Genomic DNA, 24,116 nt, shown 5'->3' on the forward strand with positions numbered 1-24,116 from the left:
ATTCAGGAGATCACCATGGCAACACACACCAGCACCGGCATCGCGGCCCGCAGCAACGTCCAGAAGGCATCGTTGGCTGTGGGTGCCGTGTTCCTACTGGTCGGGGTCCTGGGCTTCGTCCCGGGCATCACGGCCAACTTCGACCAGCTGCACCTCGCCGGCCACCACTCCGAGGCCATGCTGCTGGGCCTTTTCCAGGTCTCGGCCCTGCACAACATCGTCCACCTGCTGTTCGGCGCGGCCGGCGTCGTCCTGGCCAAGACCGCCGGCGGCGCCCGCTCGTTCCTGCTCTACGGCGGCATCATCTATCTGGTTCTGTTCGTCTATGGCCTGGTGGTTCCCCAGGATTCAGCCGGGAACTTCGTGCCGCTGAACGGCTTCGACAACGGCCTGCACCTGCTGCTCGGCGTCGGCATGGTGGCCTTGGCATTGGTCCTCACCAAGGGTCGCGCTAAGGCACGGGCTTAGTCAGTCCGCCGCGGTAGACCCAGCAACACGCAAAAGGGCCATGGCCCCGATCGCAGCTTCGGCTGTTATCGGGGCCATTGCCTTTCCAGCTCTAACGCGTGCCAGGCGCTTAGCTCTCGCCTCAGGCGCGGTCCACCGGCAGCCACAACTCCGTGGTTGCGGTGCTGAAGTCGGCGGCGCGGTCGCGAATGGCCATGACCGACGGGCCGGGTCGAAGCCGCCAGTCTGAAAACGACAGGGTGGCGCGAAGGCCGATCGTGCGACCGGCTACCGCCGCTTCCGTCCGAGCCCAAGCAGTGCCATGGCACCGGACAGCGCAAGCCCCGAAGCTATCAGCGGGGTGGTCTCCCGGTCTGGGTGCCGGAATGACTCCCGCGTGATCCGCTCCCACGAGATGCCCAGGATGTAGAGGGCACCCAGCAAGCCGACCGCCCGCCTCACCCACGTCCGCGGCCTGGCAATCAGCAGAGCGGTCCCTGCCGCATGGACGGCCAGCGTATGCCACGGCGCTGACAGCCCGCTGCCCATGGCCCACATGTCGCGCGCCACGTCTTCGGGCTTGCCCCGGCCAATGGGCGCTTCGTAAGGGATCCCGTCGCGGATGGCCTTTCGCGCCCCGATCAGCTGGAGTATCAGCTCTGCCAGCGAGACTGCCGCCAGGACTTTCATGATTGATCCTTCCAAGGGCACGGCCGGGACGAAGAGCGTACCGCCACCCGAGGAAACTGGGCAATGGTTTCCCACTGACGACGGCGGCACGCACGCAGGTGCGCGCACCGTCGTCGTCGTCGCCGTTCCCTCAGATCAACGACGCCGTACTCATCCGTGGTGTTCGGACCAGAACGCCAGGACGCGCTCGGGGCCCATCGGCCCCTTTGGATTGGCTGCCTGACGTGCACCGATCGCAACTGCAGCGGCTCGCCCAGAGAAGCGATGCCGCCGTTGCACCGTAAGGCCGGAGCATGTTTAGCAAACGGCTACTTACCTCGTCATCAGGCACGTTCCACCGGCAGCCACAAACTCGGTGGTTGCGGTGCTGAGGCTTTGGACATAAACCGATTACCAATAGTGGGTTCGTCCAACAGCGCATTATGCAACTGTTATCAGCTTGGCGACCCAGCAATGCTTGACGCTGCGTTGGCTGCCACGTCTTCGAGGCCACTCAGGAGATCCCGCAAACCGGGCTCTTCGAGGGGGAAGTGGCCGCAACCACGCAAGAGTTGGCTGGTGGTGGGGCCGTGCAACGTCCGCAGAGTGCCCTCGCTGAGCTCCACCGGGGTCCACTTGTCGAGCTCAGGGTGCATGAGGTGGACTGGGAAGAGTGCTGTGCGGGCTTCGGAATGTGAATGCTGCATATAGCTGGCGAGGAACCCAAGGGGAACCCATCCACCGCCTCCACGTGCATCTTTCGCGCAGAGCCGCCCCAGGCTGGGGTCGCGTCCCATGCTCCTGAGATCGGCAACCCAGGTGACCTTAACGGGGAACCTGGCGATCGGCCCGCGGACCAGCTTGAGCAGTGGCATGAAAACCAGTGCGAAAGAGCCGAAGCGAGTCATCGCTGCGCGGGCGGAGCTCTCGCGTGGGTCGAGCAGGCAGGTAGCAACCACGGCCCCGACGCGGCGTGAACGAGCCGCTGCCTCCACCGTGAGCAAACCACCGATGCTGGCCCCGAGGAGGATGACAGGACGGCCGTCGTCTTCAGCTGAAATGAGATCGACCAGTAAGTCGACCCAGTCCTCGTAGGTCACCGTTCCGCGTGATGTTGTCATCGTCCGGCCGTAGAGAGGCAAGTCCACGGCAGTCAGATCGACGCCCGGCCTGCCAAGAGGGACGCAACAGGCCAGAGCGCCGCCGCATGTGCTCCCGCGCCGTGGACCACGAGTATCCGAACCGGGGCCTTGGCGTCCGTAGCCGGAGGAGGTGGACCCGATGATTCCTCCAGGGCCACCACTCCGAGGCTGGGGGCACAAGCGGCTTCCTTCGGGAAGGGGGCAAGAACCTCGCGTAGTCCTCCAGAGTGATCTCCGCCGGTTGACGAGGCAGCATCGGGTTCGCCTTTCCTCGGTCCCCAGCAGTTCACGTTTTACACGGTCTCGGGATCCGCCAACTCGCGTCTTCGTATATCTTGTGTGCCTCAAGATTTCGTTTGCGATGAGGGATTATCCGAGGCTCTCGAACACTAGAGTTGCCTGGATGCGGTCACCGCCGCCGATCATTCCCTTGCTCCCCACTACTCGCGGTGGTGATGGTGTGGAGTCGGTAGCCTTTCGCAGCCTGATCGTTTGATGACCTTCTCCAAAGCGGTCAGGTTGCCCGAACCGGTTCCCCACAGTTTCTCTTTGAGGATTACTTGTAGGACGACATACTGCAGGGCACGACTTCCTTCCGTTGCTGGCCAATTGGGAGCAATGCTACTCGATGCGGCAGGACGCTCCTCCGGGGCGCGAGCCGGCGTCTCGAGGGTTCCGACGATGCGCTGTGTCAACGCCAAGCGGCGTGCGTCATTCCGGTTCCCGGGTCTGCCGACTCGGCACAAACGCCCGCACGACGGCATTAATGGGTGCGAGCACGTCTGCCTCCGGGTCTACAGTTACCCGGTGGATGATCATGCCGTCGCCCACTGCGGTGATGGCAGTCGCCGCTGCCACGGGATCAGTCGCTCCGAGGCGCTCTGTTGTGGTTTCGACGAAGGACCGGAAGAACGTGCGTCCGGCGAGCAGGGGGCGGCGGACGTCTTCGTTGTGTGTGCCTTCGAGGAAGAGGACATACCGGGCAATGGTCCGGGTCCGGGATGCTGTGGTGGCGGATTCAACGGCGTGTGCCAGCAGGGCGACGAAGGCGTCAACGTCAGCCGGCGGGCTTGGCGGGCTGACCAGTTCAGCCAGGTCCAGTTCCGCAAGCCTCTCGACCACCCCGGTCAGGAGCGCGGCACGGGTGCGGAAATAGTTCGACGTCGAACCCTTCGGAACCCCGGCCACCATATCGACCCTGAGATGTGTGAGAGCCTTCAGGCCCTGCGTGCCAAGCAGCTCTACGGCAGCATCCAGAATCCGCGCACGAGTGGACATGTTCCCTACTATAAAGGTAGTGACGATTCCACTACATAAGTAGTACCCTATTTCCATGGCAAGCGTAGCTGTCATCCTGCCGCCCATAGCGCTCCTTCGTGAAGCGCCACGCACTTCCCGCGGGGTCATAGCCTGCCCGTCCGGCTAGATCCCGCGGCGCATACCGGCGTCCTCGCTACGCCGGACAAAAACCAAAAATGGACCCGGGCCCACTCAGGAACACGGTGCCGAGCGCCGGCGTAGGACAGTGGCTGATCCGCCGCCTGGCACAGCTTCGTGGCATGCTCCCGGAGGGGAGTGGGGCGAGGTCCCGCCTGATTCTGAAATGGAGGTCACCCAAATGACCGACTTCTTCACCATGCATCCCGGTGAAACCGCAGCTCCTGTGCCACCGGGACCGGTCCTCTCTGCAGGCTCGACTGGCATTCGGCGGGTTCACCGCTTCCTCCTCTGGGCATACGGGGAGGCGCCCGACTTGGTGCGTTCTGCCGCGCCCGGAGACACTTCCCGCGCCGCTTACGTGGGGGAAGTGCTCGGGAACTTCGACAAGGTGCTCCTGATCCATCAGGAAGGCCAGGACCTGTTTATGTACCCGCAGCTGGCCGAGCGGGCACCGGCAAGTGCGTCACACGTAGAGCAGATGCTTGACCACCACAAGCGAATTCGGCAACTCATCCAGGGTATCGAGCCCGTCCGTAAGCGTTGGATGCAGACTGCGGACGCAGAGAACCGGGAAGTACTCGCAAAGGGCTACGAAGGTGTGCAGGCTGTTCTCAAAGAGCATCTGCGCCGCGAGGTCACCGAGGTGATGCCCGCCGTTGACCGGGTCATCACGGAGGAGGAACTGAAAGCGATGGTGCAGCACGGGGTTAGGCAGCACGACAAGAAGTTCCTCGTCACCTACCTCGGCATGGTTCTGGCCACGAACCCGCCCGAAGATCGACGGGAGATATTTTCTGAGGAGATTCCTGCCCCAGCCCGTCTCGGCTACCGTCTCATCGGGCGCAGGATGTACCGCAAGCAATACGCCACCCTCTTCCCCGGACGCGCGATTCCCGAAACGCTTTAGGCTCGACGGCGGGCCGCCGGGGTTGGGTGCAGCAGTGTCGGCTGCGCCCACCTGGCCCTGCAGCTTAAGGCCCGGAGGGAAGGCTAGAGACTCCCGTGTGCGAACTGCAGGACAGCCACCACACCCGCTGACCCGGGCTGCCGGTGGTTGGGACTGTCGGTAGTTGAGACTGCGGCGGTTGCTGACCGACGATTCGAGCACCGGCCGGCACCTTCTGGTGCTGACCGACGCCCGCGGCGAGATCCTGTGGCGGGTGGGCAGCCCGGACCTGCTGCGGCGGGCGGACCGGCTGCCGAAGGGGCGGACCGGTCCGAGGCCGGCATCCGCACCAACGCCATCAGCCAGGCTCTGGTCACCGGCGCGCCGGTGCAGCTGTTCTCCGCCGAGCACCGGTTCCGGACCCACCACGAGTGGGCCTGCACGGATGCGCCCATCACCGACCCCGTGACCAGCATGCTGCTGGGCGTGCTCGACGTGGCGGGACCGCTGGACATCCTCAGCGCGGACACACTGCGGATGGTACGGTGCGCGGTCCGGGTGGCGGAGTCGCTGCTGGGAATGCCCGTCGGCGGTGCTTCCTTGCGTGCCTCTTCTTCCGTGCGTGCGTCACGGCGGGATGGGCGCCGGCCGGTTGCGGCCGTCGAGCGGCCGGAGTTGCTGGGCGACAGGCCAGCCGCGGTGTTTGCTGACGGGAGCCGGGCGCCGCTAACGCTTCGCCGTGCGGAGATCCTAGCGCTGCTGGATTCCCGCGCCCAGGACCGGACGGCCGAGGAGCTGGCATATGAGCTCTACGGCGATGCGGGCACGACCGCGGCCATCGGCACCGAGATGTTCCGGGCCCGCTCCATGCTGGGCGATGCCGTGGAGTCGAACCCTTATCGGTTTCTCGCCGGTCTGGCTGGGTGTTCGGATTCGGGGCGGGTGCTGCGGCCGCTGCGCGAACCGCCGGCGTCTGAGCCTGTCACCGCAACAAACACTCACACGAAGCGCTCCCTCACTCCCTGCAGGCTTTTTCGGTAACGCTCTCTCATTCGGCCGCAAGTTGCACCGCGGTCCCACAGGATGTGAGAGAGGGTCCGGGGGAAAGGTGCAGAAAGTGAGAGAGGGTCCGGGGGGAACGGTGCCACAAGTGAGAGAGCGTTGTGGTTAGAGGGAGGCGCCTCCGCAGATGACGTAATTCTGCCCGGTGATGGACTTTCCGTGGGGCCCCAGCAGGAACGCGGCCAGCGCGGCCACATCCTCGGGGGCCACCAGCGCGCCCAAGGCGGGCATCCGCACCGGGGTGGCTGCCCGGCCGGGGTCGTTCAGCATCGGGGTATCCGTCGGGCCCGGGGACAGCACGTTGACGGTGATCCCCCGCGGCGCGAGTTCCTGCGCCCACGTGCGTCCCAGCCCCATCAAGGCGGCTTTGGTGGCGGCGTAGTGGCTCTTGCCCGGGGACCCGGTGGAGGTGCGGCTGCCCAGCAGCAGCACCCTCCCGCCGTCGGGCATTGACGGCACCAGGGCGTTGGCCAGCACGCTGGCGGCTGCGACGTGAACAGAAAACATCCCCGCCAAAGCTGAAGGATCAAGGGCCCCCAGCGCCGCGGTGCGCTGGAACCCGGCGGCGTGGACCAGCGCATTGGCCGGGCGCAGTCCCGCCACCGACTCGGCGAGCGACTCCGGCTCGGCGAGGTCCGCCTGCAGCCACTCGAACTTCCCGTCCAGCGAGGTTGAGCTCCGGCTCAGCCCGGTCACGGCCCACCCGTCGGCCAGCAGCCGGCGGGCGATCGCGTTGCCGATGCCCGAGCTGCAGCCCGTTACCACCGCATGCTGCTCAGCCGGCATTGGCGCGGCTCGCTTCGGCTTCCCCCGGGGTCTCGGTGCCTTCGTACGCCCACTGCGGGTCCACCCGGACAAACTTGATGGCCTGCCGGAAGTACGTGTACGCGATATTCAGGGAACCGTCCGGGCCCTGGTGGATGGACGGGTAGGAGTACTCGCGGTTAAGCCCGTCGCGGGAGTTGTTGGACAGGCAGTACCCGTCCCCAACGTCCAGGTTCCGGCGGATCGGCCACGAACGGCCCGAATCCTCGGAAATCGCCAGGGTCATGGGAGATCGCGGCGTCCCCCAGAACGCCCGGCGAGCGCCGTCGTCGGACGGAGAAGCAGCGCCGGGAACCGGCTCGGCGAGCTGGCCCTGCTCCTCGGCCAGGCCGTCGTCGTCGATCTCGTCGTAGAGGGACAGCCTGCGCTCGGTGTTTTCCTCGGCCCGGCTGTGGTTGTACACCAGGGCCAGGCGGCCGTCGGCGAGCGCGGTGAACTGAATGGAGGAGTTGTTGTTGGGCAGCTCGGTGGGGACCGGTTCACTCCAGGTGGTGCCGTCGTCCGTGGACCGGGATTCGTAGATCGAGTCGGCCCAGCGGCTGCGGAACAGGGCCAGCAACCCACCGTCGGCCACCGGCTGGATGTTCATGTGGACGCAGCCCAGGCTCCCCGGCAGCACACGCTCGGTCCAGGTGGCGCCGGCGTCGTCGGAGATCATCACGGCACTGTCGTCGCTGTTGCCCACCCACTTTTCCCCCGGCGTGGTGATGCAGCGGAAGATCGGCACGATCAGACGGCCCGACGGCAGCACCACCGGGAGCTGGCGGACGAACACGCCGCCGGTTTCATTCGCGGGGAACAGCGTTTCCACCTCGCCCCAGGTGCGGCCGCTGTCCGTGGACGTACGACGGCGGACCTCGGCGGTGTCCTGGTTGCCCGCCTTCTGCGCGGTGTACAGCAGCCACAACGCGCCGTTTGGCGCCGCGAACAGGATCGGGTTCTGCTCGGAGCGGGCAGGGTCGTCGGAGAGCTGCTGCGGTTCGGACCACTGGCTGCTGCCGGCGTCCAGGGCGGAGAACCAGATGGAGATGTCCGGCACGCCTTCCTGGGTGCCGCCGAACCAGACGCAGCCCAGCCGGCCGTCCGGCAGGGTGAGGAGGTTGGCGGCGTGGCTCTGCACGGTGGGCGCCGGGAGGTAGGCGAAGTCCGCGCCGTCCGCCCGCTTCACCGCCCCGTCCGGCGTGATGGTGCTGTAGGCGTTGCTGATGGTGTTCTGCATGGTTCAGCTCTCCTTGGTTCCGGCATCGGAGCGGGCGGCGTCGAGGTGGGCGGCGTCGAGGTGGGATTTCGCGATCTGTTCCAGGTGGGTGAGGTCCGAGGCGATGGTGGCGAAGGTGTAGCCCTGGGCCAGCCGGCGCGCGGCCACCTCCCCGGCGGGGGTGTGGATGCCGGCGGCGATGCCCGCGGAGGCTGCGGCTTCGGCAATGGTCTCCAGCGCGGCGTTGAATTCAGTTTCGACGGCGGGGTCCCCCGGGAATGCCCCGCCCACGGCGATGGCCAGGTCCGACGGTCCCACGTAGATGCCGTCCAGGCCCGGAGTGGCGCAGATTTCCTTCACGTTGGCCAGGCCGTCGGGCGTCTCGATCATGGCAAACACCAGGGTAGTGGCGTTGGCATCGGCGGGCACCGGCCCGATCCGCAGGGCCGAGCGCATGGGCCCGTACGAGCGGCCGCCCATGGGCGGGTACTTGGCGGCGGCAACCGCGGCGGCGGCGTCCCCGGCCGTGTTGACCAGCGGAACGATGACGCCCACGGCGCCGGCGTCCAGCGCCTTGCCGATGGCCGTCAGGTTGTTGTCCTCCACCCGGACCATGCCGACGGCGGTGTGCCCGGCGTCGATGGCCATGAGCCCGTTCAGCACGCCCGAGTAGCCGAGCAGTCCGTGCTGGGCGTCCAGGGCCACGTAGTCATAACCCAGCCGGCTGATGCGTTCGGTGGCCACGGGCGCGTCCAGCACGGCCCAGTAGCCCACCGCCTGTTCCCGGGCGCGGATCTTGCGGGCAAATTCGAGGGCCAGTTCGGATGTCATAGGAATCTTCTACCTTCAGTCAGGGTCTGTGGTCAGCGGTTGTAGGCGGGCATGGGGCCGCGGAGTCCGGCGCCCACGGCGTCGCAGGCTTCCACGACGGCGGCGGGCAGCGGCCCGTTGGCGACGGCGGCGATGTTGGCGCGGAGCTGTTCCACCTTGGAGCCGCCCAGCAGCATGGAGCCCACGCCGTCCCGGTAGGCCAGCCAGCGCAGCGACAGCTCGGCCAGCGTGATGCCAAGCTCCTGCGCAATAAGGGAGAGTTCATTTATGGCCTCGAACAGCTGCCGGTCCCAGTAGCGCGAGGTGTACATGGCGGCGAGCTTGGAGTCGCCGTAGCGGCCCTCGGTGGGCTTGGCGTCGAAGCTGTGCTTTCCGGTGAGCAGCCCGCCGCCCAGCGGGTTATAGACCATGGTGTGGACGTTGTGGGTGGCGGCGAATTCGAGGTATTCCTCCTCCACCCGGCGTGCCACCAGGTTGTACAGCTGCTGTGCGACGACGGGCTGCGGCGCCCCGACTTCACGCGCTACGTGGATGACGTCGGCGATCTGCCAGGCGGCGAAGTTGGAGACGCCCAGGGCGCCGATCTTACCTTCGGCGAACAGCTCGGCCACCGTCTTCAACGTGGAGTGCAGGGGCGTGGCGCGGTCCGGCTGGTGGAGGTAGAAGAGGTCGATGCTGTCCACCCCGAGCCGTCGGAGGCTCCCCTCCACGCTGGCACGAAGACCCGCCGGGGACAGCGGCGAGTTGTCGCCGTGGTCCGGGTGCGGCATGCCGGCCTTGGAGGCGAGGATGACGTCGCCGCGCCGTCCCTTGAGGAGGCGGGAGAGTATTTCCTCGGTGGTTCCCCCGACGTAAGCGTTGGCGGTGTCGATGGTGGTGATGCCGGCGTCGAGCGCTTCCTCCACCATCCGCCCCGCGGTGGCCTCGTCGACCGTGTCGCCGAACGTCATGGTCCCCAGGACCAGCCGGGAGATGGGAAGTTTGAGGCCGTCCACCTGGGCGCCTTTGGGCTGCTTGCTCATGCGTTGATTCCTTGCGGTTGCAGTATTTGTAAGTGAAAGGGCTAGCTTGCCTGGGCTCAGTTCGATTGCCCGCTGAGCGCCAGGGAGCGGACCAGGTGCCGCGGCTTCAGGCCCGTCATGGTGGAGGGGTCCAGCGCTGCGCGGCGGAGTTTCCGGGTGTAGTCCTCCTTGGGGGCGGTCAGGACGGACGCGGTGGAGCCGTGTTCAACCAGCTTGCCGCGCTGCATCACCATGACGCTATCGCTGATTTCCTGCACCACGCCAAGGTTGTGCGAGATGAACACGTACGTGATTCCCGTTTCATCCTGGATGGATTTGAGCAGCCGCAGCACCTGCGCCTGTACGGACACGTCCAGCGCGCTGGTGGCTTCGTCGCAGACCAGCAGTTCGGGCTTGGACGCCAGGGCCCGGGCAATGCCGATGCGCTGGCGCTGGCCGCCGGAGAACTCGGACGGGTGCTTGTCCAGGGACGCAACGGGCAGGCCCACCTGGTCGATCAGCTCGGCAGCCGCCTTGTGCCGCTCCGCCTTGGACCGGACACCCTGCAGCTTCAGCGGCTCGGCCACGATCTCCTGCGCCGTCATGTGCGGGTCCAGGGAACCGTACGGGTCCTGGAACACCATCTGGAACTTGGAGCGCAGCGGCCGGAGCTTCGCCTCGCTCATGGCCGCGATGTCCGTTCCGTCCAGGTCGATGCGCCCGCTGGTGGGGGTGACCAGCCGCATCAGCGCTTTGGCGATGGTGGACTTTCCGCAGCCGGATTCACCCACGACGGCGATCGTCTTGCCTTTGTCCACGGAAAAGGACACGTCGTCAACGGCCCGGAAAGTGCCGCCCGGCACGTGGTAATCCACCACGAGGTTTTCAACGGCGAGGAACGGCTTAGTCATGGCTTGCTCCGGTCTGGGTCAGGGCGGAATCGGTGGCTGGGTCAGTGGTGATCTCGGACGCGTGGGCACCGGGTGCACCCCGGGATTCGCCGGTGGAGGCAGTGGGAGTTTCGTCCCAGGGACCCAGGACGGGCACGGCTGCTAGCAGGGCCCGGGTGTATTCGGTGGCGGGATGGTCCACGATCTGCTGGACGTCGCCGGACTCCACGAACCGGCCGTCCTTCATCACGTGGATGCGGTCCGAGATCAGCCGGGCCACGCCGAGGTCGTGCGTGATCATGAGGATGCCGATGCCGCGCTGCTCCTGCAGTTCCAGGAGCAGGTCCAGGATGCCGCCCTGCACCGTGACGTCCAGTGCCGAGGTGGGTTCGTCCGCCACCAGCAGCTGGGGTTCGCTGGCCAGGGCGATGGCGATCAGCACGCGCTGCAGCATGCCGCCGGAGAGCTGGTGCGGGTACTTCTTCAGCTGCTTCTCCGGGGTGGGGATGTGCACCTGCTCCAGCAGCCGGATGGCCCGGGCCTGGACGGCGTCTTTGTCCTTGGCGGACGCTGCGCCGGCGATCCGGATGGCCTCGAAGAGCTGGCGCCCGATCGAGTGGACCGGGCTGAGCGCCGTCATGGGGTCCTGCGGGATCAGCGCCAGGGTCTTGCCGCGCACCTTGTCGATGGCCTTGGGGTCGGCGGTGACGTCCACGCCGTCGATCAGCACCGTGCCGGAAAGCACCGCCAGGTCCTCGGGCAGCAGGCGGAGGATGCCCATCGCCGTCGTGGATTTACCGGAACCGGACTCACCGATGATGGTGACGGTCTCGCCCCGGTGGATGCTGAAGCTGACGGAGTCAACGGCCCGGATGATGCCGGCGTCGGTGATCAGTTCCACCTGGAAGTCGCGGACCTCAAGGAGCGGCTGTTCCCGGTGGCCGGTGGTCTGGGGTTGTGCAGTCATGTCAGGCATCCTTCTTCTTGCGGCGGGGACGGTCGCGCAGGCCGTCGCCCAGCAGGTTCACGCCCACCACCATGAGCACGATCACCAGGCCGGGCAGGGTGACCATCCACCAGGACGTGGTGATGTAGTCCTGGCCGTCGGAGATGATGCGGCCCCAGGTGGCGAAGGGTCGCTGCGGGCCGGCGCCGAGGAAGCTGAGCGCGCTTTCCAGCAGCACGGCCTGGGCCAGCAGGAGCAGCACCACCAGCGTTGCCTGCTTGATGACGTTGGGGATGATGTGCTGGATCAGGATCTGGATCCGGTGCAGGCCCAGGATGCGGGCCGCGGAGACGTAGGGCTTTTCGCGTTCCACCAGCACCATGGAGCGGGTGAGGCGGGCTACTTCGGGCCATTGGGCGATGGCGATCACGAAGGTGATCACCGGGATGGAGGGTCCGAAGAGGGCCACCACCAGCAGCAGCATCATGAGCAGCGGCAGGGACATCTGCGCTTCGAGGAGGCGGGAGATGATGGTGTCCACCCAGCCGCCGAAGTAGCCGGCGGCTGCGCCGAGGATGATGCCGATGGCACCGGAGACCAGGACTGCCAGAACACCGATGGTCAGCGAGACCTGGCCGCCGTGCAGCACCCGGGAGAGGAGGTCGCGGCCCAGCTGGTCGGTGCCGAACAGGTGGCCGTCAGTGAACGGCGGCAGGCGCCGGGCGGCGAGGTCCTGGAAGTTGGCGTCAGGCAGCGGCAGCACCTGGGCCAGGATGATCGGGATGATCACCAGCAGGGTGCAGACGGTGCCCACGATCAGCTTCCACTTGGCGGCCTTCCGACGGCGGGTGGCGCCGGCTGTGGCAATGTCCGCTTTGGTGACGGCGCTGGGGCTCGGCTGCCGGGTTGGCGTTGCGGTGTCGCTGAGGCTCATGCTGTTGCCGCCTTTCCAAGACGAACGCGGGGATCAAGTAGCGGGTAGGCGAGGTCGATGAGCAGCTGGACACCCACTGCCAGCAGCGCGGTGAGGAGGACCGTTGCCTGGATGAGGGGGTAGTCGCGGGTTTCCAGTGCCCGCACAATCAGGGAGCCGACGCCCGGCCAGGCGAACACCACTTCCACCACCACCACGCCGTTGAGCATGGCGGCGAACCGGGTGCCGAGGGCGGTGAACACCGGGATGGCCGAGTTGCCCATGGCGTAGCGCCAGGTCAGCACCGAGTTCCGGACGCCGCGGGAACGGGCCACCGTCAGGTACGGGGCTGCGAAGTTGGCGGTCATTTCCCGCCGGACCATCCGGGAGATCAGAGCGATCTGCAGGATTGCGATGGTGATGGTGGGCAGCACCAGACCGCCCCAGGTGGCGAACCCGGAGGCCGGGAAGATCGGTATCAAAACGGCGAAACCCGTGAGGAGCATGATGCCGGTCCAGAAATCGGGCATGGACTGCCCGGCGATGGTCAGCACGTTCACGCCGAGTTCCTTGCCCGTGTCCGGGCGGCGGGACATCCACACGCCCAGCGGGATGGCCACCACGGCGGTAAGCAGGATGGCGGCCGTGGCGAGGGTCAGCGTGTACGGCATCCGCTCGGCCACCACCTGCATGGCCGGGGCCTGGAACGAATAGGACGTTCCAAGGTTGCCGGTGAACAGCTGCTGCAGGAAGATCCAGTACTGCTCCAGCACCGGCCGGTCCAGGCCGAACTGTTCCCGGACGGCGGCCAGCTGTTCGTTGGTGGCCAGCGGGCCGGCGTAGGAGACGGCGGGATCGCCCGGGGCCATGCGGATCAGGATGAACACGGTGGACACCGTGAGGAACACGGTCAGCAGGCCCTGTCCGAGGCGCTTCAGGATGTAGTTCGTCATGGCTCAGGCCTCCAGCCGGACATCAACGAGGGGGTAGGAGTTGGTGGGTGCCAGGCTGATGCCGGACACCCGCTCCCGGTGGGCGAGGACGGACTTGGGCACGAACGCCCAGGCGCAGGGCCAGGTGTCCCAGACCGCCTGCTGGGCATCTTCCAGCAGTTCCTGCCGGCGGACCGGATCCGCCTCGGTGGATGCGGCCTGGATCTTGGCGGTGACCTCCGGGATGACGTAGCCCTGGTAGGTATCGCGGGTCTGTTCCTTCTCCGGCGTGCCGGAGTACATGCCCTGCAGCATGGTGATGGCCAGGCCGGTGGGGCTGGGGTAGCCGTTGCCCAGCAGGTCCCAGTCCCCCTGTTTGCCCTGGCGCCAGGCCAGGATGTTGCCGCCGGGTTCGAACTGCTGCAGCTCGGCCTTCACTCCGATGGCGCCGAACATTTCCACCAGGGCCTCCATCACGGAGGTGTCGGACGCGAACTCGCCCGTTTCCCAGATGATCTTCAGGGTAAGGTCCTTGACGCCCAGCTCGGCCAGGGTGGCCTTGGCCTTCTCCGGATCGTAGGTGTAGGTGCCGGTCTTGTGGTAGCCGGTGAGGCTGGAGGGTGTGACGCCTTCGGCCTGGGAGACGGAGTCCACCAGGACGTCCCGCACCAGGGACTCACCGTCGATGGCCATGCTGAGCGCCTGGCGCACCCGGGGATCGGCCAGGGGGTGGCCGGCAGGCTTGCGGAAGTTGTAGAAAATCTGGTTCAGCCGGAGGCTGGAGGCTTCTTCAAGCACGACGCCGGGAAGTCCCGCGAGCTGTTCGCGGGAGTCGGGCGTGATGGAGTCGATGACGTCCACCTCGCCGCTGCGCAGCGCGATGACGCGGCTGGATTCCTCGGGGAGGAACCGGACCTCCACGTTGTCCACCTGGGGTGCGGGGCCCCAGTAGTTCGGGTTGCGCTCAAGGCTGTAGGTGCCGGCGCCGCGGTTGAACTTGGTGACCACGTACGGGCCGGTGCCCAGGCCTTCCTGCAGTTCCTCCGGCTTGTTCTGCGCGGCCGGGGTAATCAGGATCATGCTCATCAGCGAGTCCAGGATGGGGACGGGCTTTTTGGACACCATCCGGAAAGTGCGGTCATCCACGGGCACCACCGTGGGGAATTCGGGGAAGAAGCCTGCCACGAAGGAACCCTGCACCTGCTGGTACATCTTCAGGGCAGTGGCCACGTCCTCCACCTGGACCGGGCTGCCGTCTGAGTAGCGGATGCCTTCACGGAGCCGGACGGTCCACTCGGTGGGACCGGTCATCTCGAAGCGGTCCGCGAGGACCAGCACGGGCGCGGTTTCGGGGCCGATGGCGGTGAGGCCCTGGCGGACGGCTCGCTGCACGGTGACGGCTGCGTCGAACTGGTTGAGCTTGTTGTCCAGGCTGACCAGTGACCGGTTGAGGGCCAGGGTCAGGGTGCTGGGTCCCGGCAGGCCGGTGGGGCCAGCGCAGCCGGCGAGGCCACCTGTGCCCAGCAGAAACCCGGCCGCGGCGCCGAACTGCAGCAGGCGGCGGCGGGACATCTCACTTCCTTGAGGAAGAACGGTCATCGTTGACCTCTCGGTTTGAACGGGGACGGCCTGCCGGTTTGGCTGCGCCGAATGTTGTCTCCATCACTTTGCCATCAATGCGCGAATTGCGCAACCCTACTAGCGCGATTCGCGCAACCGTGTCATGATGTTGGAAAGCATCCCGCTCTATATGGACTTCAAAACCCCATATAAAACGACAAACCCCATATAGAACTTCAGCCGACTATCGATCGAGAGGAGCAACGTGGCTTCCGTGTATGTGCAGGCCGACGATTTCTCCGGCGCCGCCGAAGTCGGCTACTGCTTTGTGGAGCATGGGCTGTCCGCGCAGGTCCTGCTTGGAACGAGCAATAGTGCAACCTACGACGGCGACGCCTCCTCACCGGGGCACGTCACCGACGTTGTGGTTACGGATACCCATTCACGCGGACTTCCCGAAGCCGTTGCCGAGTCGCTGGTGACTGAGGCCTTCTCCAGCCCTGTGGCTGCGGGTGCGCAGGTTTTCTTCAAGAAGGTCGACTCGCTGTGGCGCGGGAACGTCCGCGCCGAACTTGCCGCGCTGACCGGGCTGGGCTTCCACGCCGTTGTTGCCGGGGCACTCCCCCAGCTGCAGCGTTCGGTCCGGAACGGGCAGCCGTTCGTTGCCGGGACCCCGTTGGCGCAGACGGATCTCTGGCACGCCGAACTGGCTGCGGCGCCTGCCGACATTCCTACGCTCCTCCGGCCGGAGGACCCGGCCTCGGTGCGGAACCTGGACCTGGCCGAGGTCCGGTCCGGCTCGCTCACCGCGAAGCTCGCCGGGCTGCTGCAATCCGAGCAGCCCGCGCTGGTGGTGGCTGACGGCGAGACCGTCCAGGACCTGGAAAAAGTGGTGGACGCCCTGTTGGATCTTGGCTTCACGGCCGGCGGCCGCCGCGTAGTTCTGGTGGGTACCGGCGGAACGGCTGATGTGCTTGCGCAGCGGCTCGCCGCAGAACCTGCGCGAAATGCGCAATCCGGGGCACAGATTGAAGTGGCCACTGCGGAACCGCAGAAGGCCCCCAGACCGGTGCTCGCCGTTGTCGGCTCTGCCTCCGGAGCGGCACAGGCGCAACTGGCACAGCTGGAAGCGCAGGGCTTCACGGTGGTCCGGCTGCACCCGCTCTACGCCGGCGCCACCGGAGCCTACGAACCGCAGCTCGACGAGGTCCGGCAGTCGCTGGCAGCCGGCACCAACGTGGCCGTCACCCTCGCCGCCGGAAAAGTGAACCCGGCGCGCGCCGCCGGCATCGTCCAGGCGCTGTCCCGCTTCGCCGCGGAGGCAGCAAAAGACTCAGACGCGGACCTCATCCTCACCGGCGGTGAGACGGCCCGGGAAGTCCTGGACGCCGTCGGCCTCCAGAGACTGGTGCCGCTCGCGGCCGTGCAGCACGGGGCGGTGCTGAGCCGCGCCGGTGACGGAACCCTGGTGGGCACCAAGCCCGGCAGCTTCGGCGATGACCTGGCCCTCCTACAGCTTTACGACATGATCCGGGAGCGCCGCGGCCAGTCCGCGCACGCTCCCGCCAACACCCTTCCCAGCAAGACTTCCGAAAGATCTGGAGCAGAAATGACAACCGCCGCAACGAGCAAGACCGAGCAGAACGCCCTCCCCTACGTGGCCGTCACCATGGGCGACGGCGCCGGGGTGGGGCCGGAAGTGGTGGTGGCCGCCGTCCTGGATCCGCAGAGCAATGCCGAGTGCCGGCCCGTGGTGATCGGCGATGCGCTGCGCCTGCGCCAGGCCGCTGAGGTGCTGGGCATCGAGGCGGACATCCAGGTGATCGAGAACGTGGAGGATGCGGTGTTCACGCCGGGCCGGGTGAACGTGATCGACCTGGCGCTGCTGCCGGAGGACCTCCCGTGGGGGAAGCTCTCCCCCGTGGCCGGCCATGCCGCGTACGAGTACATCCGGGTGGCCAGCGAGCTGGCCATGGCCGGGAGGGTGCAGGCCATCTGCACCGCGCCGCTGAACAAGGAGGCGCTGCACGCCGCCGGGCACATCTTCCCCGGACACACCGAGCTGCTGGCGCAGCTGACGGGCACGGAGGAGGTGTCCATGATGCTCTCCACGCCCAAGATCCGGGTGATCCACGTGACCACGCACATCGGGCTGATGGACGCCATCCGCAAGATCAACCCGGACCTGGTGGAGCGCACCATCCGCCGCGGGCATGAGGCCTTGGTCCGTGCGGGCATCCCCAATCCGAAGATCGGCGTCTGCGCCATCAACCCGCACGCGGGTGAGAACGGGCTGTTCGGCCAGGGCGAGGAAGCCGAAAAGATCGAACCGGGTGTGAAGGCCGCGCAGGCTGCCGGCATCGACGTCACGGGCCCGCTGCCGGCGGACACGCTGTTCTTCCTGGCCGGCCGCGGCGATTACGACCTGGTGGTGGCCATGTACCACGACCAGGGGCACGGTCCGGTGAAGGTGCTGGGCATCGAGGCCGGCGTCAACATCACGGTGGGCCTGCCGGTGATCCGGACATCAGTGGACCACGGCACCGCCTTTGACATCGCCGGTAAGGCGATCGCGGACCCGCGCAGCATGGTGGAGGCGCTGCACCAGGCGGCGGAGATGGCCACCCGGCCTTCCGTGGCCGTGTAGCAGCACTGATTTATTGGGGGCCGGAACTAGCATGGTAACCACGCCCACGCGAAGGAGACCGGGAATGCTGAGCGCAAATGCCAGGCGCGAGGAGATCTACCACCTCGCCGTCACCACCGGCCTGGCCTCCGTGGAGGAACTTTCCGCCCGGTTCGAGGTGACGGCCTCCACCATCCGCCGCGACCTGGCGCTCCTGAACGGGCAGGGCCGGCTGGCCCGCACCTATGGCGGCGCCATGGCCCTGGGTGCCCACCCGGAGGCGTCGCTGCGGCAGCGCACCGGCGAGGCGTTCGAGCAGAAGCACGCCATCGCCCGCTGGGCGGCGTCCGTGATCCGGCCCGGGGAAAACATCCTGCTCGACGCCGGCTCGACCGTGGGTGCGTTGGCCCACGAGCTGCGCGGCTTCGAAAAGCTGTCCGTGACCACGCCGGGCATCAACACCATGCAGGAGCTCGCCGAATCGGAGGGCATCGAGGTGGACTGCCTGGGCGGCCGGCTGCGGAGCCTGAGCCAGAGCTTCGTGGGCCCCCTTGCCGAGGCAGCCCTGGAGCGGATGAGCTTTGACCGCGTGTTCCTGGGCGCCGACGCCGTCACCGCCGAGGACGGCATCTGCGAGGCCGACCACGCCCAGACCCGGCTCAAGGAACTCATGGCCCGGCGGGGGCGCGAGGTGTACGTGCTGGCGGACTCGTCGAAGCTTGGCCTGCGGCCGTTCCACGCGTGGGCGCGGCTTGCATTGCCTTGGACTTTGGTGACGGACGACGGCGCGGATGCGGGGCAGGTGCGGAAGTTTAGGGACGCGGGGGTACAGGTTGAGGTGGCTTCGGTCAGTCGTTGAGTCGTGGTGAAAACGTCACCACGCCGTCCCGGGCCAGCGTCGCACCGATGGGGATGCCGCCTTCGGCCAGGCTCTTCTGGGCGGCCTGATAGGCGGCTTCGAATGCCGGGTGTGCCGTGCGGTCCAGCTCCGGCGCGGCGGATTCGCGCTGCTCGTGGGTTATGGCGTCATTGTTGCACGCGCTTACGTCAAAGATCCCGGAGCACCGGACGCCTGGAGAACCTGCTGCAGACCGGTGACGGGGATGTCCGGAAACTCTGCGCGCGCAGGGCCAAACTCGAAAGAAGCGGCCCCCGATTCCTCCCAGACACCGGCCCCCGCCACCCGGGCAAGGAACGGTGAAAACGGCCTGGCCGCCAAGGACAACAGCCGCACGGCGGCTGCCGGAACCCGCTGAACCGATCCATGGCCGGCCCGGGCAAACAGAGCCTCGGCCACCTCATTTGCCGTGAGCGTCTGCGAGCCCCATTCGATGACGCGGTTCCGCAGCACGAGGTCGCGGAGGGCACGGACCACGACGGCGGCCGTGTCCTGGACCGAGGTATAGGTCACCGGGGCGGACCCCGAGCCGAACACGGGCACCTTGCCCTTCGCCTCAAGCGGCGTCCCCATGATCTCAAGCCGCTGTTCCAGGAGCGCCCCGATCCGGACAATCGTCCAGTCCATGCCGGACGAGCGGACAGCGTCCTCGGCGGCGGCCTTACAGCGCAGGTAATCAATGGGCCCGTCCGGGGCGGCGCCGTGCATGGACATCATCACCACGTGCCGGACTCCGGCCGCGGCCGCCGCACGGACCAACCGGATGGCCCCATCGCGGTCAACCTCGCGTGGACTGGAGTCCTTGATCCCAAACCCCGAGGCCGCGAACACCACCTCAGTGCAGCCCGCCACCGCTTTTCGGCAGTCAGCTTCGGAGGCGAGGTCCCCGTGGAGCAGTTCGACGCCGTCGCCCATCTTTTGCGGGAACGGCTGGGACTTGCCGCGGGCCATGATGCGGACCTTGTGCCCGGCGGCAACAAGCAGGGAATCCACGGCGCGGCCCAAGCGGCCCGTACCGCCGACCACCAGGATCATGACCGGTCACCTCCCGCTGCCCCATGGACTGCCTCCCGGACGGCTTCGTTCACGTCGCCGGAGTCCTGGTCCACGGGTTCAAGGTAGAACTGGGCCGCGGCGATTTTGTCGTCGCGGAGGGTGAAGATGGCCACCCCTGCGGCCCGCTGCACGGATCCGTCCGGCCGGGTGCCGCGGTTGCTCCATTCCATCCAGAGTTTGCCGTCCGCTCCGGTGGCCGCGTCGTGGACGGTGAGGGTGAGGTCCGGCATGCCGGCAAAGAGCGCCGTCCAGTTCTTCCGGACCTGGGCGGAGCCGGTGAAGCTGCGGGCCGGGTGGACGGGAGTGGTGTTCCGGTAGTCATCTGCGAACTGCGACACCATGGCCTCAAGGTCGTGGCGGGCGGCCGCGGCCAGCATGCGCCGGACCGGGCTTTCTGGGACGCGCTCGATTCCCGAAGCGTCCATGATCTGCTCCTTAGGTTCAGTCGCGGGAGGCGGAGAGGCTGGTACGCTGAATTTGATACAGTCAGCTGTATTTAACTGACACAAGGAGTTTAAGCCCGATGGGACCCGCGGTCAACGGTGTGCCACCCCGCTCCCGCAGCTACGACGCCCGGCGCCGGCAGGAGGCCGCCGAGGAGTCCAGGAAGCGGGTGCTGGCCCAATCCCGGGCGCTGTTCCTGGCCCACGGGTACGGCCGGACCACCATTGCCGCCATCGCCCACGCCGCCGGCGTCTCCAAGGAGTCCGTGTACAAGGGGTTCGGCGGAAAGCCGGGGCTGGTGCGGGCCATCTACGAGCAGAGCCTGCTGGGCGCCGGCGGGCCGCCGGCGGAAGAGCGCTCGGACCGCGCGCAGGCCACGGTCACCGATCCCAGCGAGCTCATGGAGCAGTTCGGTCGGTTCATATCCGAGGTGAGCCCCCTGGGCTCCCCCGTCTACCTCCTCATCCGGGACGCCGCGGCGAGCGGGGACCAGGACATGGCCGCGCTCCTTCGTGACGTGGACGACGAGCGGTACCAGCGCATGCTGCACAACGCGCGGCAGGTGCTCGGAAGGGGATTCCTGCGGCCGGGCCTGACGGCGGAGGAGGTGGCCGACGTCTTCTTCATGAGCACCTCGGCCGAGCTCTACGAGACCCTGGTCCTCAAGCGCGGCTGGAGCGCGGAGCGCTTCGGGAGGTTCATGGCCAGGACCTTGGCGGCCAGCCTCCTGCCGGACGGCTGAAGCAGGCAGGGAGGAAGGCCGACGGCGGCGGCCCCGCCAGGCGCAGAAATTCCGGACACGGAGGTCCGGGCCGGGGTGGTTGCCGTTTCCGGCCTAGTCCCGCTGGGTACGCTACTTCTACAACGAGTGAAAACCCTCAACGAAATGGACGGATTCCCATGCACGCCGTGCTCGAATACACCTACGCGGACGACTACCTTCAGACCCGCGAGCAATACCGCTCAGACCACCTCAGGTTGGGCTGGGAAGCCGTGGAACGGGGCGAGCTCCTGCTGGGCGGAGCCGTTGGTGACGGCCCCTTCACCGGGTTGCTGATCTTCACCGGCGACAACGCGCTCGAGGCCGCAAGGGCCTTTGCAGCCGCCGATCCCTACGTCACCGGCGGCGTGGTGAATTCATGGACCGCCCGCCCCTGGACAACGGTGCTAGGAGAAGAGGCGGCCACACCCGTTCGCCCCTGAGACCAGGCTGGGAGGCCTCCCGCCTGCCGGGATATGCAAAAGCCGTGCACGGAGAGTCAAGTAACCAGTAGCACGGCAATTTAGTGTTGTGATCCAAAGCACCTTTAGGAACTGGGATTATGGATAACACAGCTGACCTTCTTCTGATCAACGGCGTCATCGACACCCTGCACGACGAACGCCCCCGCGTCACGTCACTTGCCGTGAAGGCCGGGAAGGTCCACGCCGTCGGATCATTGGCCGAGGCTGCGGCGGGACCGGGCACTGAGATCATAGACCTCGGCGGCGCCTACGCAATGCCCGGGCTGCTTGACGTCCACAACCACCACATACTGGCAGGGCAGATGGACTTGTTTGAACTCAACGAGGTGCCCACCCAATCGCTCGATGATCTCCTCACCGCCGTCGCGGAGTATTCAGGGAGCCTGGGCCCCGACGAGTGGGTGGTCGGCGGTAGCTGGGGTTCCGGTCTCCTGGCCGAACTCAACTCCGTGGAAACGCTCGCCCGTTTTGATGCCGCAACCGGCGGACGGCCCGCCATCCTGAAAGACGACAGCAAGCACAACAGGTGGGTGAATTCACGGGGCCTGGAGCTGGCAGGGATCGGCAAGCACACTCCGGATCCCGAGGGTGGCCAGATCATGCGGGATGCTACGGGGCGTGCCACCGGTGTCCTCATCGAGGCAGGAGGTGTCCTGGTAGAACAGACGCTGGCGCGGTTGCAGCCACGGTCCACCCAGGACCTGGCCCGGGCCGCAGCACGCGGCATCGACATTCTGCACTCCTACGGCGTTACGGGCTTCCAGGATGCGGCCTCCTCCCTCCAGCTGCTGCAGGCCCTGAAAGAGCTCGACGACTCCGGTGAACTCGCTGCCTGGGTGGTGACGTCCATGCAGGCCAATGATTTCATTTTCGGCACCACGCCGCTCGGCGAGGGCATCATCGCCCACCGCGAGGAGTCGCGGTCGGAGCACCACCGGCCGGACTTCATCAAGATCTTCCTTGACGGGGTGCCTCCGGCAGGGACTGCGGCGTTCATCGAACCCTATTTGCCGGATGCCGGCTTCCCGGAGTGCCACTGCGGCGGCACCACCATGCCTGCAGCGGAGCTGGAGCGCTGGCTGATGGGCACGGCGGAGCGTGGTATTTCCGCCAAGATCCACTGCACGGGCGACGCGTCCGTCCGGGTAGTGCTCGACACCGTGGCCAAGGTCCGCGCAGCCGGACACACCACGCCGAAGTACCACATCGCCCACGGCCAGTTCGTCCAGGAACAGGACATCCCCCGGTTTGCCGAACTCGATGTCACCGCCGACATCTCCCCGTCGTTGTGGTTCCCGGGCGTCATCTCCGAAGCCATTGCCACGGTGCTACCGGCGGAAAGAGCGTCGAAGATGCAGCCCAACCGCTCCCTGCTGGACGTCGGGGCCCGTGTGGCCGGCGGCTCGGACTGGCCGGTCAGCGTGTCGCCCAACTCGTGGGAAGGGATTTACGGCTTGGTAACCCGGCAGGATCCCACAGGAGAATTCCCTGGCACGCTCTGGCCCGAACAGGCCATTTCACTCCCGGAAGCCATCCGGGTTTACACCACCAACTCGGCCCAGGCGATGGGCCTGGATGATGTCACCGGCTCCCTGGCCCCGGGAAAGTCGGCGGATTTCATCGTCCTGAGTGCTAATCCATACGAGATCGATACCGAACAAATCGCGCACATCACAACCCGCCAGACCTGGTTCGCTGGCCGCAAGGTCTTCGATGCAGGATCAGCGGACGCCACAGCGACTCCGGCTGAAGGACGCCCAACGCAGCGCGCCTGACGGCTTCCGCATAACCCCCTGCTCCTTACGTGCCTTGCAGGGGCGCACCACCCCTATTTCCCGCCGACGGCGGCCTTCGCCGTTTCGTCCTGCCCGAAAGACAAAACCATGGCCACTACCGCACACGCTGCTCCGGCAGGTGTCTCCTCAGACAAGGGGACGTACACCTATATCGCTGTTTTCAGCGCAGTCCTTTACACCGTCCTGCTGATTGCCCCTGTCATCGCAGGCAAACTTGTCGAGCAGTTCGGCCTGACACCGGTCCAGGTGGGGACGCTCTTTTCCCTTGAGCTCGGCGCCTTCAGCCTGGCCACCGTACCGGCCTATCTTTGGCTCCGGCGGATGAACCTGAGGACGGCGAGCTATATCTTCACCGCGGTGGTCATCGCCGGCAACGTGGTCTCCGGCTTTGTGGACGATTTCGGCCTGTTGATGGTCGCCCGGGTGGTGACCAGCCTCGCGGCCGGCTCCATCACCGTGATCATCCTGACCCTGAGCGGCAAAACCGCCAACCCCAGCAGGGCCTTCGGAATATTCGTCGTTTTCCAGCTGGCCATGGGAGCACTGATTCTGGCAGTCTTCCCCTCCCTGTTCGCAGGAGCGCCAGTTTCAGCGATCTACTGGACACTCGCCGGACTTGCAGTGCTGTGCCTCCTGGTGGTCAACCGCATCGACGGGGAAGTGCTGCGGACCGCCGCCGCACCCGTCCCAGGGCATGCTGCGAACCGCGTCCCGGTGTTCAAAGCGGCCGCGGGAATGGCCGCGGTGCTCCTGTTCTACATCGCGCTCAGCGGTGTTTGGTCGTTCATTGCCCAGATCTCGGCGGCCTCGGGAATCGACCTTTCCGCCAGCAGCCTGGTCCTATCCCTCGCTACCGTCGGCGGCATCCTGTCCGCCCTTGTTGCCACCGCACTTGGTGAGACGCCGCGCCGGAAGCTTTACCTGGCGGCGGGTTACGCAGGCATGGCCCTTAGCATCGTGCTTCTTTTCGGTTCACCGGCCCTGATCCAATTCGCCGTCGCGGCCGTGATCTTCAAGTTCGCCTGGACCTTCATCCTGCCGTACCTGCTGTCCACTTTGTCCTCGCTTTCCAGCGGGGCACACCTGATGAACACCACCAACCTGATGATCGGCACCGGGTTCTCCATCGGTCCGATTGTCAGCGGGGCATTGATCCAGTCAGGCGATGGTTCGTTCACGGGCATGCTCGTCTTCGCCCTCGCCGGCGTGCTGGCGTCGTGCGCCCTCGTCCTGATGGCCCAGCGCCGCTAGTCCCCGAGGGGCGGGCCGGAGCGCCCTGGGGCACTGCGTCGAGGGGCCTTGCAATCAG

At 66.7% G+C, this 24,116-nt stretch carries 23 protein-coding genes and 1 pseudogene; 9 read left to right on the top strand and 15 right to left on the bottom strand.

Annotation, left to right across the window (positions count from 1 at the left end; all coding sequences use genetic code 11):
- The first annotated feature begins 15 nt into the window (after positions 1–15).
- Positions 16–468: a DUF4383 domain-containing protein gene (locus tag J2S97_RS09555; RefSeq protein WP_307048730.1), complete on the top strand. Its 453-nt coding sequence runs from the start codon at positions 16–18 to the stop codon at positions 466–468.
- Between the two features lie 121 nt (positions 469–589).
- Here J2S97_RS09555 and J2S97_RS09560 read toward each other — a convergent pair.
- The 4 genes and pseudogenes from J2S97_RS09560 to J2S97_RS09575 form a co-directional block, all read right to left on the bottom strand.
- A pseudogene (locus J2S97_RS09560) lies at positions 590–691 on the bottom strand (AraC family transcriptional regulator); the annotation flags it as partial.
- A gap of 44 nt (positions 692–735) precedes the next feature.
- On the bottom strand, positions 736–1,137 hold the full coding sequence (locus J2S97_RS09565; RefSeq protein WP_307049381.1) for a hypothetical protein: 402 nt from the start codon (positions 1,135–1,137) through the stop codon (positions 736–738).
- 434 nt (positions 1,138–1,571) lie between these two features.
- A complete protein-coding gene (locus J2S97_RS09570) occupies positions 1,572–2,264 on the bottom strand; it encodes an alpha/beta fold hydrolase (protein WP_307048732.1) in 693 nt (230 codons plus the stop codon).
- A gap of 705 nt (positions 2,265–2,969) precedes the next feature.
- Positions 2,970–3,536: a TetR/AcrR family transcriptional regulator gene (locus tag J2S97_RS09575; protein ID WP_307048734.1), complete on the bottom strand. Its 567-nt coding sequence runs from the start codon at positions 3,534–3,536 to the stop codon at positions 2,970–2,972.
- A gap of 340 nt (positions 3,537–3,876) precedes the next feature.
- On the opposite strand from J2S97_RS09575, the gene J2S97_RS09580 reads away from it, so the two are divergent.
- Positions 3,877–4,605 carry a hemerythrin domain-containing protein gene (locus J2S97_RS09580; RefSeq protein ID WP_307048736.1) on the top strand — a complete coding sequence of 243 codons (729 nt, stop codon included), beginning with the start codon at positions 3,877–3,879 and terminating at the stop codon, positions 4,603–4,605.
- A 246-nt stretch (positions 4,606–4,851) separates the two neighbouring features.
- The gene (locus tag J2S97_RS09585) at positions 4,852–5,625 is read left to right on the top strand and encodes a hypothetical protein (protein WP_307048738.1); all 774 of its coding nucleotides are present in this window, start codon (positions 4,852–4,854) and stop codon (positions 5,623–5,625) included.
- Positions 5,626–5,751: 126 nt separating this feature from the next.
- On the opposite strand, the gene J2S97_RS09590 is transcribed toward J2S97_RS09585, so the two are convergent.
- Genes J2S97_RS09590 through J2S97_RS09630 form a run of 9 tightly spaced genes read right to left on the bottom strand, consistent with a single transcriptional unit; the run spans position 5,752 to position 14,754 of the window.
- Entirely contained in the window at positions 5,752–6,432 is a 681-nt protein-coding gene (locus J2S97_RS09590; protein WP_307048740.1) for an SDR family NAD(P)-dependent oxidoreductase, read from the bottom strand.
- Positions 6,422–7,690, bottom strand: a complete 1,269-nt coding sequence (locus tag J2S97_RS09595; RefSeq protein ID WP_307048742.1) for a sialidase family protein — start codon at positions 7,688–7,690, stop codon at positions 6,422–6,424. Before J2S97_RS09595 ends, J2S97_RS09590 begins: the two co-directional genes overlap by 11 nt.
- Before the next feature lie 3 nt (positions 7,691–7,693).
- A complete protein-coding gene (locus J2S97_RS09600; RefSeq protein ID WP_307048744.1) occupies positions 7,694–8,500 on the bottom strand; it encodes an HpcH/HpaI aldolase family protein in 807 nt (268 codons plus the stop codon).
- A gap of 32 nt (positions 8,501–8,532) precedes the next feature.
- Entirely contained in the window at positions 8,533–9,522 is a 990-nt protein-coding gene (locus tag J2S97_RS09605) for an aldo/keto reductase (RefSeq protein WP_307048746.1), read from the bottom strand.
- Positions 9,523–9,578: 56 nt separating this feature from the next.
- On the bottom strand, positions 9,579–10,412 hold the full coding sequence (locus J2S97_RS09610) for an ATP-binding cassette domain-containing protein (RefSeq protein ID WP_307048748.1): 834 nt from the start codon (positions 10,410–10,412) through the stop codon (positions 9,579–9,581).
- Positions 10,405–11,358 (bottom strand): ABC transporter ATP-binding protein, encoded by a 954-nt coding sequence (locus J2S97_RS09615; RefSeq protein WP_307048750.1) that lies wholly within the window; start codon positions 11,356–11,358, stop codon positions 10,405–10,407. Before J2S97_RS09615 ends, J2S97_RS09610 begins: the two co-directional genes overlap by 8 nt.
- Before the next feature lies 1 nt (position 11,359).
- Positions 11,360–12,271 carry an ABC transporter permease gene (locus J2S97_RS09620; RefSeq protein WP_307048752.1) on the bottom strand — a complete coding sequence of 304 codons (912 nt, stop codon included), beginning with the start codon at positions 12,269–12,271 and terminating at the stop codon, positions 11,360–11,362.
- Positions 12,268–13,203 carry an ABC transporter permease gene (locus J2S97_RS09625; RefSeq protein WP_307048754.1) on the bottom strand — a complete coding sequence of 312 codons (936 nt, stop codon included), beginning with the start codon at positions 13,201–13,203 and terminating at the stop codon, positions 12,268–12,270. The genes J2S97_RS09620 and J2S97_RS09625 overlap by 4 nt, the downstream gene beginning before the upstream one ends.
- Before the next feature lie 3 nt (positions 13,204–13,206).
- On the bottom strand, positions 13,207–14,754 hold the full coding sequence (locus J2S97_RS09630) for an ABC transporter substrate-binding protein (RefSeq protein WP_307048755.1): 1,548 nt from the start codon (positions 14,752–14,754) through the stop codon (positions 13,207–13,209).
- A 253-nt stretch (positions 14,755–15,007) separates the two neighbouring features.
- On the opposite strand from J2S97_RS09630, the gene pdxA reads away from it, so the two are divergent.
- The gene (gene pdxA / locus J2S97_RS09635; RefSeq protein WP_307048757.1) at positions 15,008–17,389 is read left to right on the top strand and encodes a 4-hydroxythreonine-4-phosphate dehydrogenase PdxA; all 2,382 of its coding nucleotides are present in this window, start codon (positions 15,008–15,010) and stop codon (positions 17,387–17,389) included.
- Positions 17,390–17,453: 64 nt separating this feature from the next.
- Positions 17,454–18,227, top strand: coding sequence for a DeoR/GlpR family DNA-binding transcription regulator (locus J2S97_RS09640; protein WP_307048759.1), 774 nt, complete (start codon positions 17,454–17,456; stop codon positions 18,225–18,227).
- A 183-nt stretch (positions 18,228–18,410) separates the two neighbouring features.
- Here the strand turns inward: J2S97_RS09640 and J2S97_RS09650 are convergent, their stop codons facing one another.
- Positions 18,411–19,301, bottom strand: a complete 891-nt coding sequence (locus J2S97_RS09650) for an NAD(P)H-binding protein (RefSeq protein WP_307048761.1) — start codon at positions 19,299–19,301, stop codon at positions 18,411–18,413.
- Positions 19,298–19,747: a nuclear transport factor 2 family protein gene (locus tag J2S97_RS09655; RefSeq protein ID WP_307048763.1), complete on the bottom strand. Its 450-nt coding sequence runs from the start codon at positions 19,745–19,747 to the stop codon at positions 19,298–19,300. Before J2S97_RS09655 ends, J2S97_RS09650 begins: the two co-directional genes overlap by 4 nt.
- A gap of 98 nt (positions 19,748–19,845) precedes the next feature.
- On the opposite strand from J2S97_RS09655, the gene J2S97_RS09660 reads away from it, so the two are divergent.
- The 4 genes from J2S97_RS09660 to J2S97_RS09675 all read left to right on the top strand — a co-directional run bounded on the left by J2S97_RS09660 (position 19,846) and on the right by J2S97_RS09675 (position 24,058).
- A complete protein-coding gene (locus J2S97_RS09660) occupies positions 19,846–20,508 on the top strand; it encodes a TetR/AcrR family transcriptional regulator (protein ID WP_307048765.1) in 663 nt (220 codons plus the stop codon).
- Between the two features lie 158 nt (positions 20,509–20,666).
- The gene (locus J2S97_RS09665; protein ID WP_307048767.1) at positions 20,667–20,969 is read left to right on the top strand and encodes a YciI-like protein; all 303 of its coding nucleotides are present in this window, start codon (positions 20,667–20,669) and stop codon (positions 20,967–20,969) included.
- A gap of 119 nt (positions 20,970–21,088) precedes the next feature.
- Positions 21,089–22,786: an amidohydrolase gene (locus J2S97_RS09670; protein ID WP_307048769.1), complete on the top strand. Its 1,698-nt coding sequence runs from the start codon at positions 21,089–21,091 to the stop codon at positions 22,784–22,786.
- A 108-nt stretch (positions 22,787–22,894) separates the two neighbouring features.
- Positions 22,895–24,058: an MFS transporter gene (locus tag J2S97_RS09675; RefSeq protein ID WP_307048772.1), complete on the top strand. Its 1,164-nt coding sequence runs from the start codon at positions 22,895–22,897 to the stop codon at positions 24,056–24,058.
- Positions 24,059–24,116 lie beyond the last annotated feature (58 nt).

Source organism: Arthrobacter oryzae (assembly GCF_030812315.1).
Taxonomy (GTDB): domain Bacteria; phylum Actinomycetota; class Actinomycetes; order Actinomycetales; family Micrococcaceae; genus Arthrobacter; species Arthrobacter oryzae_B.